14 protein-coding genes are annotated in these 16,866 nt (G+C 71.2%); 8 read left to right on the top strand and 6 right to left on the bottom strand.

Annotated features, from left to right (window positions below):
• Positions 1-24 precede the first annotated feature (24 nt).
• From lspA to ACFVDM_RS23855, 4 genes are all read left to right on the top strand, one after another.
• Positions 25-669: a signal peptidase II gene (gene lspA, locus ACFVDM_RS23840; RefSeq protein ID WP_383643533.1), complete on the top strand. Its 645-nt coding sequence runs from the start codon at positions 25-27 to the stop codon at positions 667-669.
• Between the two features lie 46 nt (positions 670-715).
• Entirely contained in the window at positions 716-1,657 is a 942-nt protein-coding gene (locus ACFVDM_RS23845; RefSeq protein ID WP_383643536.1) for an RluA family pseudouridine synthase, read from the top strand.
• A complete protein-coding gene (locus tag ACFVDM_RS23850) occupies positions 1,654-2,136 on the top strand; it encodes a GNAT family N-acetyltransferase (protein ID WP_383643539.1) in 483 nt (160 codons plus the stop codon). Before ACFVDM_RS23845 ends, ACFVDM_RS23850 begins: the two co-directional genes overlap by 4 nt.
• A 134-nt stretch (positions 2,137-2,270) precedes the next feature.
• Positions 2,271-3,857: a Na+/H+ antiporter gene (locus ACFVDM_RS23855; protein WP_383643542.1), complete on the top strand. Its 1,587-nt coding sequence runs from the start codon at positions 2,271-2,273 to the stop codon at positions 3,855-3,857.
• 25 nt (positions 3,858-3,882) lie between these two features.
• Here ACFVDM_RS23855 and ACFVDM_RS23860 read toward each other — a convergent pair whose 3' ends face one another.
• Positions 3,883-5,004: a mechanosensitive ion channel family protein gene (locus ACFVDM_RS23860; RefSeq protein WP_383643545.1), complete on the bottom strand. Its 1,122-nt coding sequence runs from the start codon at positions 5,002-5,004 to the stop codon at positions 3,883-3,885.
• A 61-nt stretch (positions 5,005-5,065) separates the two neighbouring features.
• On the opposite strand from ACFVDM_RS23860, the gene ACFVDM_RS23865 reads away from it, so the two are divergent.
• On the top strand, positions 5,066-5,644 hold the full coding sequence (locus ACFVDM_RS23865) for a dienelactone hydrolase family protein (protein WP_383643548.1): 579 nt from the start codon (positions 5,066-5,068) through the stop codon (positions 5,642-5,644).
• Positions 5,645-5,716: 72 nt separating this feature from the next.
• Here ACFVDM_RS23865 and ACFVDM_RS23870 read toward each other — a convergent pair whose 3' ends face one another.
• The 4 genes from ACFVDM_RS23870 to ACFVDM_RS23885 all read right to left on the bottom strand — a co-directional run bounded on the left by ACFVDM_RS23870 (position 5,717) and on the right by ACFVDM_RS23885 (position 10,095).
• Entirely contained in the window at positions 5,717-6,706 is a 990-nt protein-coding gene (locus ACFVDM_RS23870) for a zinc metalloprotease (protein WP_383643551.1), read from the bottom strand.
• 364 nt (positions 6,707-7,070) lie between these two features.
• The gene (locus ACFVDM_RS23875) at positions 7,071-7,886 is read right to left on the bottom strand and encodes a DsbA family protein (RefSeq protein WP_383643554.1); all 816 of its coding nucleotides are present in this window, start codon (positions 7,884-7,886) and stop codon (positions 7,071-7,073) included.
• 49 nt (positions 7,887-7,935) lie between these two features.
• Positions 7,936-8,667, bottom strand: coding sequence for a hypothetical protein (locus tag ACFVDM_RS23880; protein WP_383643557.1), 732 nt, complete (start codon positions 8,665-8,667; stop codon positions 7,936-7,938).
• Between the two features lie 102 nt (positions 8,668-8,769).
• Positions 8,770-10,095 (bottom strand): DUF2252 domain-containing protein, encoded by a 1,326-nt coding sequence (locus ACFVDM_RS23885; protein ID WP_383643560.1) that lies wholly within the window; start codon positions 10,093-10,095, stop codon positions 8,770-8,772.
• Between the two features lie 181 nt (positions 10,096-10,276).
• Here ACFVDM_RS23885 and dnaE point away from each other — a divergent pair, with 181 nt between their 5' ends.
• Positions 10,277-13,813, top strand: coding sequence for a DNA polymerase III subunit alpha (gene dnaE / locus ACFVDM_RS23890; protein ID WP_383643563.1), 3,537 nt, complete (start codon positions 10,277-10,279; stop codon positions 13,811-13,813).
• 96 nt (positions 13,814-13,909) lie between these two features.
• Here the strand turns inward: dnaE and ACFVDM_RS23895 are convergent, their stop codons facing one another.
• Positions 13,910-14,089, bottom strand: coding sequence for a hypothetical protein (locus ACFVDM_RS23895; protein WP_383643566.1), 180 nt, complete (start codon positions 14,087-14,089; stop codon positions 13,910-13,912).
• 260 nt (positions 14,090-14,349) lie between these two features.
• Between ACFVDM_RS23895 and ACFVDM_RS23900 the strand changes: the two genes are divergently transcribed.
• Both ACFVDM_RS23900 and ACFVDM_RS23905 read left to right on the top strand, forming a co-directional pair.
• Entirely contained in the window at positions 14,350-15,684 is a 1,335-nt protein-coding gene (locus tag ACFVDM_RS23900) for an NYN domain-containing protein (protein ID WP_383643568.1), read from the top strand.
• 207 nt (positions 15,685-15,891) lie between these two features.
• Positions 15,892-16,866 carry an ABC transporter ATP-binding protein gene (locus ACFVDM_RS23905; RefSeq protein ID WP_383643962.1) on the top strand — a complete coding sequence of 325 codons (975 nt, stop codon included), beginning with the start codon at positions 15,892-15,894 and terminating at the stop codon, positions 16,864-16,866.

Below are 16,866 nucleotides of genomic sequence, written 5' to 3' on the forward strand. Positions count from 1 at the left end.
TCGGAACGAGGTTGAGGGATTCACGTGGCAGAGGCGGAGCGCATCATCGATACGCCGGACACCCCCGAGGCCGAGGGACGCGAAGGGGCCGGGCCCGAACAGGCCGGCCCGCACGCGTCCCCGGAGGCCGCCGAACCGGAGGGACAGGACGGCGGGGAGGCGGTCGACCGCTCGCCCGCCACGCGTCGGCGGCGGATCATCCTGCTCTTCTGCGTCGCCGTGCTCGCCTATCTGATCGACCTCGGCAGCAAGCTCGTCGTCGTGGCGAAGCTGGAGCACCACGAGCCGGTCGAGCTGCTCGGCGACTGGCTCAAGCTGGACGCGCTCCGCAACTCCGGGGCCGCCTTCGGCATGGGCGAGGCGTACACCATCGTCTTCACGGTGATCGCGGCGACCGTCATCGTGGTGATCGCCCGGCTGGCCCGCAAGCTCTACAGCCTGCCCTGGGCGATCGCCCTCGGACTGCTGCTCGGCGGTGCGCTCGGCAATCTCACCGACCGCATCTTCCGGGCGCCCGGCGTCTTCCGGGGCGCGGTCGTGGACTTCATCGCCCCCGCGCACTTCGCCGTCTTCAACCTGGCCGACTCCGCGATCGTCTGCGGCGGCATCCTGATCGTCCTCCTCTCCTTCAAGGGCCTGGACCCCGACGGGACCGTCCACAAGGACTGACGGCCTCCGGGAACGGGGAGGGGCGGGGGCAAGGCATACTCGACTGGTGAGTACGCAACCCGAGGTCCGCACCCTGCCCGTCCCCGATGGTCTGGAGGGCGAGCGCGTCGACGCCGCCATCTCCCGGATGTTCGGCTTCTCCCGCACCAAGGCCGCCGAGCTGGCCGCCGCCGGGAAGGTGCAGGTGGACGGGTCCGTGGTCGGCAAGTCCGAGCGCGTGCGCGGCGGTGCCTGGCTGGAGGTGGAGATGCCCCAGGCCCCCGCCCCGGTGCAGATCGTCGCCGAACCCGTCGAGGGCATGGAGATCGTCCACGACGACGACGACATCGTCGTGATCGTGAAGCCGGTCGGCGTCGCCGCCCACCCGAGCCCCGGCTGGACCGGAACCACCGTCATCGGCGGTCTCGCCGCGGCCGGCTACCGGATCTCGACCTCGGGCGCCGCCGAGCGCCAGGGCATCGTCCACCGGCTCGACGTCGGCACCTCCGGGCTGATGGTCGTCGCCAAGTCCGAGCGCGCCTACACCCTGCTGAAGGCCCAGTTCCGCGACCGGGTCGTCGAGAAGAAGTACCACGCGCTGGTCCAGGGCCACCCGGACCCGATGAGCGGCACCATCGACGCCCCCATCGGCCGCCACCCCCAGCACGACTACAAGTGGGCGGTCGTCGCCGACGGCAAGCCCTCGGTGACCCACTACGACCTCATCGAGGCGTACCGCGCGGCCAGCCTGCTGGACATCAAGCTGGAGACCGGACGCACCCACCAGATCCGGGTGCACATGTCCGCCCACCGCCACCCCTGCGTCGGCGACCTCACCTACGGCGCCGACCCCACGATGGCCAAGCGCCTCGGGCTGACCCGGCAGTGGCTGCACGCGGTGCGGCTCGGCTTCGAGCACCCGTCCGACGGCCGGTGGGTGGAGTTCTCCAGCCAGTACCCGCAGGACCTCCAGCAGGCGCTGGACCGGATCGCGGCGGAGAGCGCATGACCGCCGCGCCCCTCGCGTACACCACCCGCACGGTCACCGACGAGCGGGACCGCGCCGCGTGCTTCCAGGTCCGCAAGGACGTCTTCGTGGGTGAGCAGAACGTGCCCGAGGAGATCGAGTACGACGCCTACGACGCCGGCGCGGTGCACGTCCTGGCCGTCGCGGCCGACGGCACGGCGCTCGGCACCGGGCGGCTGCTGCACGGCCCCGGCACCGAGTCCAGGACGGGCGGCGACCTCGCGGTCGGTTCGCTGGGCCGGCTCGCGGTGACCCGGCAGGCGCGCGGCCTCGGGGTCGGCGCGGCGCTGGTGCGGGCCATCGAGGACGCCGCCCGCGGCCTCGGCCTCGCCGCCGTCGACCTGCACGCCCAGACGCACGCGCTCGGCTTTTACGAACGGCTCGGCTACGTCGCGTACGGCCCGGAGTTCCCGGACGCGGGTATCGCGCACCGGGCGATGCGCCGCACCCTGGACGCCTGAGGGCTGTCCCGTTCCGGTCCGGCGCGTCCCCGGGGCGCGAGGGGGTGTGACCGGGATCCGGAGTCCCGCGTGGCAGGGTGATGCCAGTCCGGCCGGACACCGCGGCCGGGTTCGGCGCGCTCCGGAGGCCTCCCGTGGAACAGATGACCCTGCTGCTCCTGCTGTTGCTCGGAGCCCTGGTCACGGTGCCGCTCGGGGACCGGCTCGGGCTGCCCGCGCCGGTCCTGATGACGCTGGTGGGCGTCGTGATGGCCTTCCTCAGCTTCGTGCCCAACGTGGACGTACCGCCCGAGATCATCCTGCCCGCGCTGCTGCCGCCGCTGCTCTACGCCTCCGTGCAGCGCACCTCCTGGCGGCAGTTCGCCTCCAACAAACGGCCGATCTTCCTGCTGGCCGTGGCGCTGGTCTTCCTCACCACGGCGGCGGTGGCCGCCGTGGCCGACAGCATCGTCCCCGGACTGCCGCTGGCCGGTGCCGTGGCGCTCGGCGCGCTGGTCGCCCCGCCCGATCCGGTCGCCGCCACCGCCGTCGCCGGCTCGGTCGGACTGCCCCGCAGGCTCGTCTCGATCCTGGAGGGCGAGGGGCTGTTCAACGACGTCACCGCGATCGTGCTCTACCACGTGGCGATCGCCGCCGCCGTGAGCGGGACCTTCTCGCTGCCCCAGGCCTTCGGGCTGCTGGTGCTCTCCGCCGTGGTCGCCGTGGCCGTCGGGCTCGCCCTGGCCTGGCTCACCCTCAAACTCATGGGCCTGCTCGGCGACGCCACCCTCCAGGTCGGACTGACCCTGCTCGTGCCGTTCGTCAGCTATGTGCTCGCCGAGGAGCTGATGGGCTCCGGCGTGCTGGCCGTCCTGACCACCGCGCTGTTCCTCGCCGAGCACACCGCCGACGCCGACGACGTCCTCGGCCGGCTCACCGGCCGCTCCTTCTGGGAGATCGTCGACACCCTGGTCACCGGGGTCGCCTTCGGTCTCATCGGCCTCGAACTGCACAACGTCTTCGGCACGGCCGCCGGACGCCGCTGGGAGATGGTGGGCTGGGGCCTGGCCGTCTGCGCGGTCGTCGTCGGCGTACGGCTGCTCTATCTGCTCCCGGCGACCTGGCTGGCCAAACGGCTGCACCGGCGCCGCGACGTCAGCGAGGACATCCCCACCGGCTGGCGGGAGACCGTCGTCATGTGGTGGGCCGGGATGCGCGGGGTGGCCTCGGTCGCCCTGGCCCTGGCGATCCCGCTGCACACGGACGACGGGAAGCCCTTCCCCGGCCGCGAGGAGATCATCTTCATCGCCTTCGTCGTGATCATGGTGACCCTGGTCTTCCAGGGCCTCACCCTGCCCTGGCTGGTGCGCCGGCTCCATGTGCGCGCGGACACCGAGGCCGAGGCCGCGCTGGAGCGGGACCTCGCGATCCGCGCCGCGAAGGCGGCCCGGCAGCGGTTCAAGGAGATCCAGGAGGTCGAGGACTTCCCCGAGGACATGGTGGAGCGGATCCAGCGGCTCGCCTACGACGTCGGGGCGCGGATCAGCCCGGACATGGTCGACGAGGAACGCCGCGAGGCGTACGCCCAGCGCGCGGAGCGCTTCAAGGCGGTCGGCCGGGTCCAGCGCGAGATGATGTCGGCCGCCCGGCACGCGGTCCTCTCCGCCCGCAACGAGGCCGGCGCCGACCCCGAGGTCGTCGACCGGGTGCTGCGCCAGCTGGACGTCCGCAGCCTGCACTGACCCCGGACCCGCCCGCCGGGACCGTTCAGCCGCGGCCGGTGCGCGGGGCGCGTCCCCAGCCCGCGGGCTTCTCGGACGGTCCCTGGACGCTCGGCCGGGCGTCGCCGTCCGGCAGCGCCGCCGGGGCCGTGGCGATCCTCGGCAGCGCGTACGGATGGTGGTCGCGCAGCCAGCCGATCAGCTGCTCCCGGACCACACAGCGCACCGTCCAGATGTCGTTCGCGTCCTTGGCCGTCACGACCGCGCGCACCTGGATCGTGGAGGGCGTGGTGTCGGTGACCGCCAGCGACCAGTCGCGGCCGTCCCAGGCCGCGCACTCGCCCAGGATGTCGCGCAACTGCTCGCGCATGGCGGCCACCGGCGCCGCGTGGTCGAGGTGGAAGAAGACCGAACCGGTCATCTGGACCCCGCCGCGCGACCAGTTCTCGAAGGGCTTGCTGGTGAAGTACGACACCGGCATCGTGATCCGCCGCTCGTCCCAGGTCCGCACCGCGAGGAAGGTCAGCGTGATCTCCTCGATCGTGCCCCACTCGCCGTCCACCACCACGGTGTCGCCGATCCTCACCATGTCGCCGAAGGCGATCTGAAGTCCCGCGAAGAGATTGCCCAGGGTGGACTGGGCGGCCACACCGGCGACGATGCCCAGCAGCCCGGCCGAGGCCAGCATCGAGGTGCCGACCGTCTGCATCGCGGGGAAGGTGAGCAGCATCGCGGCGACGGCGACGGTCGTCACGATCGCGATGACCACCCGCTGGATCAGCGTCACCTGCGTCCGGACCCGCCGCACCCGCGCCGGGTCCCGGGTGTTCGCCGCGTAGCGCGCGTACACCGAGTCCACGATCGCCACGGCGATCCGCACCACCAGCCAGGCCGACGCCCCGATCAGCACCAGGGTGAGGATCTGGCCGATGCCGGTGCGGTGGTCGAGGACCAGGCCGAGCCGGGTGTGGATGTACGTCGCCCGCAGCAGGGCCGTGGCGAGTGTCAGCTGGAACGGGATCCGGCAGCGCCGCAGGAGTCCCCAGAGCGGGGTCTCGTGGTGCCGGCCGTCGGCCCGTCTGAGCAGGAGGTCCAGCAGCCAGCCCGCGACCAGGGTCACCACGGCCGTTCCGCCGAGGACGATCACCGGGCGCAGTACGTTCTCCATGCCGTCGCTCTCTCCTCCCGGCCGTGGGGCCTGTCCGGCGGACGGGGCCGCGGCTGGCACCATGGGCCCCATGAACATCATGCTTTTCCACTCGACGTACGGCCTGCGCCCCGCGGTGCACGCGGCGGCCGACCGGCTGCGTGCCGTCGGGCATGAGGTGCACGTGCCCGATCTCTTCGCGGGACACACCTTCGAATCCGTCGAGGAGGGGCTGGCCTTCAAGGAGGAGACCGGCAAGGAGGAGCTGCTGAAGCGGGCCGTGCTGGCCGCCGCGCCCTACTCCGACCGGGGACTGGTCTACGCGGGGTTCTCGCTCGGCGCGTCCGTCGCCCAGACGCTGGCGCTCGGGGACGCGAAGGCCCGCGGGCTGCTGCTGTTCCACGGCACCTCGGACATCGCGGAGAACGCCTCGGTGGACGAGCTGCCGGTGCAGCTGCACGTCGCGGACCCCGATGTGTTCGAGACGGCCGACTGGCTGAACTCCTGGTACCTGCAGATGCAGCGGACCGGGGCCGATGTCGAGATCTACCGCTACCCCGGTGCGGGCCATCTGTTCACCGACCCCGAGCTGCCGGACTTCGACCGGGAGTCGGCGGAGCTGGCCTGGAAGGTCGCGATCGGCTTCCTCGCCACACTCTGAGGCCCGGCCGGACCCGGCCGGAACGCGAGGAGGCCCCGCGCCGCCGCGCGGGGCCTCCTGCGTGTCCGGCGGTCAGCCGCGGTACGCGGTCCAGCTGTCGCTCATCCGCTGCACCTGGCCCGCCGTGAACTGGTACATGCAGGAGTCGTAGGTGTAGTCCATGAAGTTGTGGATCGGGTCCACCCCCGTCTTGTTGGTGCAGGAGTCGCGCCCGGTCGGGCACTCGTACGCGGGGCTCGACTCCGCCGGGGTGTCGGAGACGTAGTCGCCGTTTCCGTTGCAGCCGCCCTGGAACGTGTGGTAGAGGCCCATCCAGTGGCCGACCTCGTGCGTCGCGGTGTCGCCCTGGTTGTAGTTGGTGGCGGAGCCGCCGGGCAGCGAGGAGTTCAGGATCACCACACCGTCCATGGAGGGGCTGGAGCTGTAGGAGCTGGGGAAGGTCGCCCAGCCGAGCAGCCCGCCGCCGAGATTGGCGGTGTAGATGTTGAGCGCGTTCTTGCCGCCCTTGCGCAGGGCGGTTTTCATGGACCGCTCGGCGGAGGTGCCGTCCGAGACGTTGTACCAGGTGGAGTTGTCCGTGTAGTCGGTCCCGGCCAGGGTGAACTGGAAGCCGGTGGGGGTGTTGCCTGTGCCCTGGCCGGCGTACGCGGCGTTGAGCACGCTCATCTGGGAGTTGATGGCGGAGGCGCTGAGCTTGCCCGCGGTGCCCGAGTGGATGACGTGGAAGTACACCGGGATGGTCGCGCCGGCGGCGAGCGAGGGGCCGCTGACCCGCCGCTCGGCGAGTCTCTGCCGCATCTGCCGGTCCATGGCGGTGGCCTGGGCGGCGGACAGCTCGTTGGGGTCCGAGGCGTGCTTCGGGCCCGAGGGGCGGGCTTCGCGGGCGGCGGCCGGGGCGGTCGTGCCGGCACAGTCCTCGGCGGCGGCCGCGGTCGTGGTGCCGGAGGCGGCGGAGGCGCCGGAGGAGACGGTGAGGGGGGCCAGGGCCAGGGTTCCGGCCAGCAGGGCGGTGCCGAACGCACGGTGACGCAGGAGTGGGGATACACGGGCGAGAGTGCGCACGAGGACTCCTAGCAGAGGGTGTGGGGGAGGGATTTCCTCACCTGCCGCCGGGAGATTACGTGGGCATGTCACGTACGGGGGAGAATCGATTCGGCCCAATCATTCATGGGGCGAATCGGGGCAACGGGAAGAAAATCTTCTGCCCGCCCGGGAGTTTGAGAGACGGACGTCATCTCATGGGCCGATCCGGAGGGCGGTGTGTCCGCATTGGATCCGTAGCGAAAAACGCCCGACGCGGGACCGTCATCCCCCGTCAACACGCGTCGCCCTGGCCGGAATCCGACGGTCCGCGCGGACGGGGACACGGCGCGGGCGGCGCGCACCCCGCGGGGTGCGCGCCGCCCGTCGTGCGATGCGGTGGGGGTCAGCCCTTCAGCGCGGCGGTGATCGCCGTGTTGAAGTCCGCCACGGTCATCGGGGCGTTCTTCCCGTCCGAACCGGTCAGAGCTTTGCCGTCCATCTTCAGGGTCGGGGTGCCCTGGACGCCGCTCTTGTCGAAGGCGGCGGACATCTTCATCGCCCAGGCGTCGTACGTGCCGTCCTTGACGTTCTTCTGGAAGGCGGCGTTGCCCTTCAGCGCGTCCACCGTGTCGGCGACCTTGATCAGGTACGAGTCGTCCTTGAACTTGTCGTCGGTCTCCTGCGGGTGGTACTTCGCCGAGTAGAGCGCGTACTTGTAGTCGAGGAAGGCCTGCGGGCTCACGTCGAGCGCCGCGCCCAGGGCGCTCAGCGCGTTCTTCGAGCCCTCGCCGTTGTCGCTGTTGTCGATGAACGTGGCGCCGATGTACTTGACCTTGTACTTGCCGGCGTCCACGTCCTTGTGGACGGTGTCGCCGACGGTCTGCTCGAAGGAGGCGCAGATCGGGCAGCGGGAGTCCTCGTACAGCTCCAGGGTCTTCTTGGCGGAGTCCTTGCCGATCACGACGGTCGTGCCGTTCTCGCCCGTGGTGTTCTTCGGGGCGGTGACGCTGCCGGACTTGGCCGCGTCCTCCCAGTGGCCCGGCTTGTTCATCTGCATGACGCCGTACGCCACGCCGCCGGCGACGGCGAGGGCCGCGACGACCGAGACGCCGACGACGACCTGGCGGCGGGCCTTGTCCTTCTTGGCCTGGCGCTCGCGCTCGACGCGCATCCGCTCGCGGGCGGCGGACTTGTTGGCCTGGCTGTTGCGCTTGCTCATGGTGAGGTCTCCGTGGGTGCGGGTGGTGCGTGATCAGGGACGTACGTGCTCAGGCGGTGACGCGGGCCGAGTACGGCGGTCCCCTCCGTCCCACGGAGTGCACGAGGAGCCGGGTGCGGAGCGGCGGGTGCGGGCCGCGGCCGAGAGCCGGGACCCGCGGGCGCACCGAGCGGCCGGCCGTCCCGGCGACGGCCACCGCGATCAGCAGCGGCCGGAACGCCATCAGGGCGAACGCGCCCAGCGCACCGGCCAGGGCCCGCTCGCCGCGGTGCAGCCAGGCGGCCGCGAGCAGCCCGACCGCCACATGCGCGGCCAGCAGCAGCCACGGCACCAGGGGGCCCGGCGAGGCCAGCAGCGCGGCGGCGCCGTGGCCGCCCGCGGTCACCGAGGCCAGCGGGGTGCTCATGTCACCGACGCCGCCGAGGCCCGTCGCAGCCGGTCCGACATCGCCGCCGCCGCAGAGCACGTCGACGCCCACCGAACGCAGCGGCCCCGCTATCGGGCCGCCGGCCGCCCCGTAACAGACGTGCTGGCCGGTGGTGAAGACGGTGTCGGCGGCCAGCTCCAACGGGACCAGCAGCCCGGCGATGGCCCCGAAGCCGCGCTCCCGGCCCGCCAGCGCGAACGCCGTCACGAAGACCGCGCCGGCCAGCACCGCGACCAGGGTCAGCGGCAGCGGGACCCGGGAGAGCAGCACATGGGAGGCAGCCGAGAGCGTCACGACGAGCGCTGTGAAGAGCGCCGCGCGCACGAGTCTGAGCTGCGTCCCGGATATGTCCATCGCCCTGGAGTGTCGCATGCGAACCTGTAAGCGAACGCTAAAGGGGGCCCCGGCCTGTGGGAAGACCCACGGGGCCGGGTGCCGGACGAGGCGTCCGGGGGCTCAGAGCCCGGGGATGCGCCCGTTGCGGAAGAGGTCCACGAAGATCTGGTGGTCCGCCCGCGCCCGCGCCCCGTAGGAGTGGGCGAAATCGACCAGCAGCTCGCCGAAGCCCTCCTCGTCGGCCGCGACGGCCGCGTCGATCGCCCGCTCCGTCGAGTACGGCACGAGCGAGTGGCCGCTCTCGTCGTCCGCCGCCGCGTGCATCGTCGCCGTCGCCCGGCCGAGGTCGGCGACGACCGCCGCGATCTCGTCGGGCTCGTCGATGTCGGACCAGTCCAGGTCCACCGCGTACGGCGAGACCTCGGCGACCAGCTGGCCGGCCCCGTCCAGCTCGGTCCAGCCCAGCCACGGGTCGGCGTGCGCCTGGAGGGCGCGCTGCGAGATCACCGTGCGGTGCCCCTCGTGCTGGAAGTACCCCCGCACCGCCGGATCCGTGATGTGCCGCGAGACGGCCGGGGTCTGCGCCTGCTTGAGGTAGATCACCACATCGTTCTCCAGGGCGTCGCTGTTGCCCTCCAGAAGGATGTTGTACGAGGGCAGGCCGGCCGAGCCGATACCGATCCCGCGCCGCCCCACGACGTCCTTGACCCGGTAGGAGTCCGGGCGGGTCAGACTGGACTCCGGCAGCGTCTCCAGGTAGCCGTCGAAGGCGGCGAGCACCTTGTAGCGCGTGGCCGCGTCCAGGTCGATCGCGCCGCCGCCCTCCGTGAACCGGCGCTCGTACTCCCGGATCTCGGTCATCGAGTCCAGCAGCGAGAACCGGGTCAGCGAACGGGCGGCGCGCAGGGCGCCCAGCAGCGGGCCCTCGGCGGTGTCCAGCGTGAACGGCGGCACCTCGGTGCTCTTCGCGCCCGTCGCCAGCGCGTGGATCCGCTCCCGGTAGGCCGCCGCGTACACCCGGACCAGGTCGCTGATCTGCTCGTCGCCCAGCGCCTTCGCGTACCCGATCAGGGCGACCGAGGCGGCGAAGCGCTTGAGGTCCCAGGTGAAGGGGCCGACGTAGGCCTCGTCGAAGTCGTTCACATTGAAGATCAGCCGGCCGTTGGCGTCCATGTAGGTGCCGAAGTTCTCCGCGTGCAGATCGCCGTGGATCCACACTCGGCCGGTGCGCTCGTCCAGATACGGACCGCCGTGCCGCTCGCGCGCCAGGTCGTGGTAGAAGAGGCAGGCCGTGCCCCGGTAGAACGCGAAGGCGGAGCCGGCCATCTTGCGGAACTTCACCCGGAAGGCGGCCGGGTCGGCCGCCAGCAGCTCCCCGAACGCCGTGTCGAAGACCTCAAGGATCTGCTCCCCGCGCGACGCTGCGCCGGTCTGCGTGTCCGACATCTCTGGGTGCCTCCTGGTACCGGGCCTGCATGACGAAGTACATGACAAAAGGGACGGGTGTCCCCGCCCTTCCAACGCGCGACCGTATCGCGGAGTGCCCGTCACTCGTGACCCGGGAGACGTAGACTTCCACGCTGTCCCCCCAGCCCGTCATCCCGTGTTCCCCCGGAGGCACAGCGCCGTGACCAAGCCGCCTTTCACGCACCTTCACGTCCACACCCAGTACTCGCTGCTGGACGGTGCCGCGCGGCTCAAGGACATGTTCGAGGCGTGCAACGAGATGGGCATGTCCCATATCGCCATGACCGACCACGGCAACCTGCACGGGGCGTACGACTTCTTCCACTCCGCGAAGAAGGCGGGTGTGACGCCGATCATCGGCATCGAGGCGTACGTCGCGCCCGAGTCGCGCAAGCACAAGCGCAAGATCCTCTGGGGCCAGCCGCACCAGAAGCGCGACGACATCTCCGGTTCCGGCGGTTACACCCACAAGACGATCTGGGCGGCGAACAACACCGGGCTGCACAACCTCTTCAAGCTCTCCTCCGACGCCTACGCCGAGGGCTGGCTCCAGAAGTGGCCGCGCATGGACAAGGAGACCATCGCGCAGTGGTCCGAGGGCCTGATCGCCTCCACCGGCTGCCCCTCCGGCGAGGTGCAGACCCGGCTGCGGCTCGGCCAGTTCGACGAGGCCGTCCAGGCCGCCTCCGACTACAAGGACATCTTCGGCCAGGACCGGTACTTCCTGGAGCTGATGGACCACGGCATCGAGATCGAGCGCCGGGTCCGCGACGGGCTGCTGGAGATCGGCAAGAAGCTGAACATCCCGCCGCTGGTGACGAACGACTCGCACTACACCTACGCCAGCGAGGCGACCGCACACGACGCGCTGCTCTGCATCCAGACCGGCAAGAACCTCTCCGACCCCGACCGCTTCCGCTTCGACGGCACCGGCTACTACCTCAAGACGACGGACGAGATGTACGCCGTCGACTCCTCGGACGCCTGGCAGCAGGGGTGCGCCAACACCCTGCTGGTCGCGGAGCAGATCGACACCACCGGAATGTTCGAGAAGCGCGACCTGATGCCGAAGTTCGAGATCCCGGAGGGCTTCACCGAGGTCACCTGGTTCCAGGAGGAGGTCCGGGTGGGCATGGCCCGCCGCTACCCGGGCGGAGTCCCCGAGGACCGGCAGAAGCAGGTCGAGTACGAGATGGACATCATCATCCAGATGGGGTTCCCGGGGTACTTCCTCGTCGTCGCCGACTTCATCATGTGGGCCAAGAACAACGGCATCGCGGTCGGCCCCGGCCGAGGCTCCGCGGCCGGTTCGATCGTGGCGTACGCCATGGGCATCACCGACCTCGACCCGATCCAGCACGGGCTGATCTTCGAGCGCTTCCTCAACCCGGAGCGCGTCTCCATGCCCGACGTCGACATCGACTTCGACGAACGCCGGCGCGTGGAGGTCATCCGGTACGTCACCGAGAAGTACGGCGCCGACAAGGTCGCCATGATCGGCACCTACGGCAAGATCAAGGCCAAGAACGCCATCAAGGACTCCGCCCGCGTCCTCGGCTACCCGTACGCGATGGGCGACCGGCTCACCAAGGCCATGCCCGCCGACGTCCTCGGCAAGGGCATCGACCTCAGCGGCATCACCGACCCCAAGCACCCGCGCTACAGCGAGGCGGGCGAGATCCGGGGGATGTACGAGAACGAGCCGGACGTCCAGAAGGTCATCGACACCGCGAAGGGCGTCGAGGGCCTGGTCCGGCAGATGGGCGTGCACGCCGCCGGCGTGATCATGTCCAGCGAACCGATCGTCGACCACGCCCCGGTCTGGGTGCGGCACACCGACGGCGTCACCATCACGCAGTGGGACTACCCGCAGTGCGAGTCGCTCGGCCTGCTGAAGATGGACTTCCTCGGGCTGCGCAACCTGACGATCATGGACGACGCCATCAAGATGGTGAAGGCCAACAAGGGCATCGACCTGGAGATGCTCGCCCTGCCGCTGGACGATCCCAAGACCTACGAACTGCTCTGCCGCGGCGACACGCTCGGGGTGTTCCAGTTCGACGGCGGGCCGATGCGCTCCCTGCTCCGCCAGATGCAGCCCGACAACTTCGAGGACATCTCCGCCGTCTCGGCCCTCTACCGGCCGGGCCCGATGGGCATGAACTCGCACACGAACTACGCCGAGCGCAAGAACGGCCGCCAGGAGATCACCCCGATCCACCCGGAGCTGGAGGAGCCCCTCAAGGAGGTCCTCGGCCTCACCTACGGCCTGATCGTGTACCAGGAGCAGGTGCAGAAGGCCGCCCAGATCGTCGCCGGCTACTCGCTCGGCGAGGCCGACATCCTGCGCCGCGTGATGGGCAAGAAGAAGCCCGAGGAGCTGGCGAAGAACTTCGTCCTCTTCGAGGCGGGCGCCAAGAAGAACGGCTTCTCGGACGAGGCGATCAAGGCGCTCTGGGACGTGCTGGTGCCGTTCGCCGGCTACGCCTTCAACAAGGCGCACTCCTCCGCGTACGGGCTGGTCACCTACTGGACCGCGTACCTCAAGGCGAACTACCCCGCCGAGTACATGGCGGCGCTGCTCACCTCGGTCAAGGACGACAAGGACAAGTCCGCGGTCTACCTCAACGAGTGCCGGCGCATGGGCATCAAGGTGCTCCCCCCGAACGTCAACGAGTCGGAGTCCAACTTCGCCGCCCAGGGTGACGACGTCATCCTCTTCGGGCTGACGGCCGTCCGGAACGTCGGCCAGAACGTCGTGGACTCGATCATCCGGTGCCGCAAGGCGAAGGGGAAGTACAGCACCTTCCCGGACTTCCTGGACAAGGTCGAGGCGGTCGTCTGCAACAAGCGGACCGTGGAATCGCTCATCAAGGCCGGCGCCTTCGACGAGATGGGCCACACCCGCAAGGGCCTCGTCGCCCACCACGAGTCCATGATCGACAACGTGGTGCAGGTCAAGCGCAAGGAGGCCGAGGGGCAGTTCGACCTCTTCGGTGGTGGCGACGAGGGCAGCGACGAGCCGGCCTTCGGGCTCGACGTGGAGTTCTCCGACATCGAGTGGGAGAAGTCCTACCTGCTGGCCCAGGAGCGCGAGATGCTCGGGCTCTACGTCTCCGACCACCCGCTCTTCGGCATCGAGCACGTCCTGAGCGACAAGTCGGACGCGGCGATCTCCCAGCTCACTGGCGGCGAGCACGGCGACGGCGCGATCGTCACCATCGGCGGCATCATCTCCGGCCTCCAGCGCAAGATGACCAAGCAGGGCAACGCCTGGGCCATCGCCACCGTCGAGGACCTGGCCGGCTCGATCGAGTGCATGTTCTTCCCCGCCACCTACCAGTTGGTCTCCACCCAGCTCGTCGAGGACACCGTCGTCTTCGTCAAGGGCCGGCTCGACAAGCGCGAGGACGTCCCCCGGCTCGTCGCCATGGAGATGCAGGTCCCGGACCTGTCCTCGGCGGGGACCAACGCGCCGGTCGTCCTGACCATCCCCACGGTCAAGATCACCCCGCCCATGGTCAGCCGCCTCGGCGAGGTGCTCAGCAACCACCGGGGCAACACCGAGGTCCGGATCAAGCTCCAGGGCCCCCGCAAGACCACGGTGCTCCGGCTCGACCGCCACCGGGTGCAGCCCGATCCGGCGCTCTTCGGCGACCTGAAGGTGCTCCTCGGCCCGTCCTGCCTGGCCGGCTGAGCCGCCGCCCGCACCCGCACGCACGAGAGGGGCGCCCCGCGACAGCGGGTGCGCCCCTCTCGGCTACCGGCCTGTGGCCGTACCGGAGAAGTCCGGTCAGTTGTGGCCGAAGCGCCGCTGATGCTTACGCGCAACATCGGCAGGGCTGCCCTGGGCCTGTGCCTGGGCCTGGTTCTGCGACTCGAAGGAGCTGGAACGCGCGTCCTGCGCGCCCCGCTCCGACTCGGACGCGCGAACCTGCTGTCCGCCCTGCTTGCGGTTCTTGTTCTTGGCCATGGTGTTCCTCCTGTGGGGACTCTCGGGGCCAGGACCGCTGTCAGATTCACATAATCGGATATACATCGCATGTTGGATCATTACCGTGCGTAGTGAGGGGGTATCATGCGCCCTTTTCGCGATCCGCCACGCCGATGATCCAGTTCCGGCCGTTAACCTCCGCGTGGTCGGGCAGACTCGAAGGAAACCCTGAGTGAGCGGCCCGCCCCTTCCCCCACGAGGCGGATCCGCCGGGTCCGTTCCCGAATTCCTGGAAGAGGGTGGAACGCGTGGACCGTTGCGTCGTCCTGGTGGACGCCGGCTACCTGCTGGGCGCGGCCGCGAGCCTGCTGGCCGGGGAGCCCGCCCGTTCCCGCATCACGGTTGACCACGCCGCCCTGATCCAGGGGCTGCGCGAGCGGGCCGAGGCCGACACCGCCCAGCCGCTCCTGCGGATCTACTGGTTCGACGGCGCCCCCGACCGCGTACCCCAGCCCGAGCACCGCAGACTGCGCGTCATGCCGCGCGTGACCGTACGGCTGGGCGCCCTCACCCGCAGCGACGGGCGGTGGGCGCAGAAGGGCGTCGACGCGGCCATGCACGCCGAGCTGACCGAACTGGCCCGGAACCGGGCCTGCTCCGACGTCGTCCTGGTCACCGGCGACGGCGACCTGCTGCCCGGACTGATGTCCGCCAAGGAGCACGGCGTCGCCGTCCACCTCTGGGCCGTCCAGGCCGCCGACGGCGACTACAACCAGTCCGAGGACCTGGTCGCCGAGGCCGACGAACGCCGCGTCCTGGACCGTGCCTGGATCACCCGGGCCGTCCGCGCCAAGGAGACCGGCGGCGGCTGCGCGCCCCCGCCCGTGCCGCGCCCCGAGATCGCCGCGATCCTCTCCGCCCCGCTGCCCGAGGCCGCCCTCGCCGCCTCCGCCGAACGGGCCTCCGAGGCCCGGGCCGAGGCCGCCGCCCCCGGCGGGCGCACCACCCCGGCCGACACCGCCCCGGCCCCGGCCCCGCAGGCCCACGGCGGCCGGGGCGTCCCCACCCCCAAGGACCTCGCCGGCACCCTGCGCGGCCCGGCCCCCCAGCCCGCCGCCCCGCACCCCGTCGCCGCCCCGTCCGGAGCCACCCTGCGGTGGTCCTCCGACCGGGGCTGGGTGGAGCGCGGCGGCCCGGTCGGCGAGCCGCCCGAGACCGCGTCCCTGCCCACGCTCGCGCAGCTCACCAGCGCCGAGCAGCGCTGGGCGGACCGCGAGGAGGACATCACCACGGTCGGCGGCGACCCCTTCGAGGTGGGCCAGGTCTTCGCCCGCCGCTGGATGGAACGGCTGCCCGAAGCCGTCCACATCGCGAAGCTGTCGGCCCTCTACCCGCGCATCCCGCACCGCATCGACGGCGAACTGCTCCGGTACGCCGCCCGCTTCGGACTCCTCGCCCACAAGGACGACCAGATCGACGAGCACGACCGCTACGCGATCCGGGCCGGATTCTGGCGCGAGATCGACATCACCACCGAACCGGAGCACGCCCCCGCGGGCGAGCGGCAGGCCCCGGCCGCCGAACGGCACCCGGGCGCCGGGCAGCCGGAGCGCGCGGTGTCCTCCGGCGACTGAGCGTGCCGGCGAGCCCGCGCCCGGGTCCGGCGGGGCTCGTCCGGACGCTTCGGGACCGCATCGGTATCCGCACCGCTCAACCCCGTCCGCGTCCCGTGCGTCGATGTCCGACCGGTGCGGCCCCGGGCGTCGTGCGGCGCTCCCGACCCCGTACCCTCGTACCTCGTGAGTACGGGCACAGCACAGGCGCAGACGGCGGACGGCACCGTGTGCGCGGTGCGGGATCTGGTCAAGACCTACCCCGCGGCCCGGGGCCGGCGCGGGACGCCCGCCACCCCCGAGGTACGGGCGACCGACGGCATCAGCCTGGACGTCCGGCGCGGTGAGATCTTCGGACTGCTCGGCCCCAACGGCGCCGGGAAGTCCACCCTCGTCCGCCAGCTCACCGGACTCATGCGGCCCGACGCGGGCTCCATCCACGTCCTCGGCCACGATCTGGTGCGCCACCCCGACCGGGCCGCCCGGCTCATCGGCTACCTCGGCCAGGAGTCGACCGCGCTCGACGAGCTGACGGTCGGGCTCGCCGCCGAGACCACCGGCCGGCTCCGCGGACTGCCCGTGCGCGAGGCCCGCGCCGAACGCGACGCCGTCCTCGCCGAACTCGGCCTCACCGACCTCGCCGCCCGCCCGCTGAAGAAGCTCTCCGGCGGGCAGCGCAGGCTCGCGTGCGTGGCCGCCGCGCTGGTCGGGGAGCGGCCGGTGCTGATCCTCGACGAGCCGACGACCGGGATGGACCCCGTCGCCCGGCGGGCCGTCTGGGCCGCCGTCGACCGGCGGCGCGCGGAGCGCGGAGCCACGGTGGTGCTGGTCACCCACAACGTCATCGAGGCGGAGACCGTGCTCGACCGGGTCGCCGTCGTCGAACGCGGCCGGGTCATCGCCTGCGACACCCCGGCCGGGCTGAAGGAACGCGTCGCCGGGGAGGTGCGGGTGGAGCTGGTGTGGCGGGAGCGGGCGCCGCTGGACGTGCCCGAGGTCGCCGCTCTGCGGGCCTCGGCCCAGGAGTCCGGGCGGCGCTGGGTACTGCGGCTCGGACCCGACGAGGCACGGGCCGCGGTCGCCGCGGTGACCGGCGGCGCGGCCTTCGCCGCACTCGACGACTTCACCCTGGCGACCCCCAGCCTGGAGGATGTCTATCTCGCGCTCGGCGGGGGAGCGACGCAGGGACTGGTGAAGGCGTGA

Origin of the sequence: Streptomyces sp. NPDC057682, assembly GCF_042799575.1 — a bacterium.
GTDB lineage: Bacteria > Actinomycetota > Actinomycetes > Streptomycetales > Streptomycetaceae > Streptomyces.

Excerpts from the sequence above, each read along its gene's own strand:
- ACFVDM_RS23895 (WP_383643566.1), bottom strand. The coding sequence starts at position 14,089 with ATGGCCAAGAACAAGAACCGCAAGCAGGGCGGACAGCAGGTTCGCGCG.
- ACFVDM_RS23850 (WP_383643539.1), top strand. The coding sequence starts at position 1,654 with ATGACCGCCGCGCCCCTCGCGTACACCACCCGCACGGTCACCGACGAG.
- ACFVDM_RS23880 (WP_383643557.1), bottom strand. The coding sequence starts at position 8,667 with ATGGACATATCCGGGACGCAGCTCAGACTCGTGCGCGCGGCGCTCTTC.
- ACFVDM_RS23885 (WP_383643560.1), bottom strand. The coding sequence starts at position 10,095 with ATGTCGGACACGCAGACCGGCGCAGCGTCGCGCGGGGAGCAGATCCTT.
- ACFVDM_RS23875 (WP_383643554.1), bottom strand. The coding sequence starts at position 7,886 with ATGAGCAAGCGCAACAGCCAGGCCAACAAGTCCGCCGCCCGCGAGCGG.
- ACFVDM_RS23860 (WP_383643545.1), bottom strand. The coding sequence starts at position 5,004 with ATGGAGAACGTACTGCGCCCGGTGATCGTCCTCGGCGGAACGGCCGTG.
- ACFVDM_RS23865 (WP_383643548.1), top strand. The coding sequence starts at position 5,066 with ATGGGCCCCATGAACATCATGCTTTTCCACTCGACGTACGGCCTGCGC.